This is a genomic window from Oleiphilus sp. HI0066, from assembly GCF_001635725.1.
Window position 1 is genome coordinate 1 of record NZ_LWFH01000875.1, and the last position, 462, is coordinate 462.

General features: G+C 42.2%; 1 protein-coding gene. It reads right to left on the minus strand.

Annotated features, from left to right (window positions below; translation table 11 throughout):
- Window positions 1–220: 220 nt before the first annotated feature.
- Window positions 221–462: hypothetical protein (locus tag A3738_RS31925; protein ID WP_231876607.1), on the minus strand; the 242-nt coding region annotated here is incomplete at its 5' end.

The following is a 462-nucleotide window of genomic DNA, read 5'->3' on the forward strand; positions in this document are numbered from 1 at the left end:
CCAATTATTTTCATAATGTAGTGAAGAAGCACAATTGGAGCATCGCAACCTGTTTGGCAGAAGTCTAGGACGGAGTATCACCTTCCAATCAACAACCTCGTAACACTTCGGGCAAACTTTGCCATGGTCATTGGCAGGTTTAGGTGAGCTAACACTTTCACTCATTGCGCATAATTTCCTTTTATCCTCAGATCAATACAAGTCGAAGTCCGCTTTTCATTCAAATCAGATCAGCATCGGACTTGTTTTGTTGCGAAGATCCGTCCTTCGGCTCGCCCCTATGCTTGCCAATGAAGTAAACACTACGAGCAGCACCAATAAACAACAGGATCTTGAGCACTGTGAATAATGAAGGGATCTTATCTAGGTCTATATACTTGATAACTTCGTTAAGTACCAAATATACGACCAAACAAATCGCAGCACATAGTTGGCGCTTGTAGAGGAAAAACGTCAGAACAA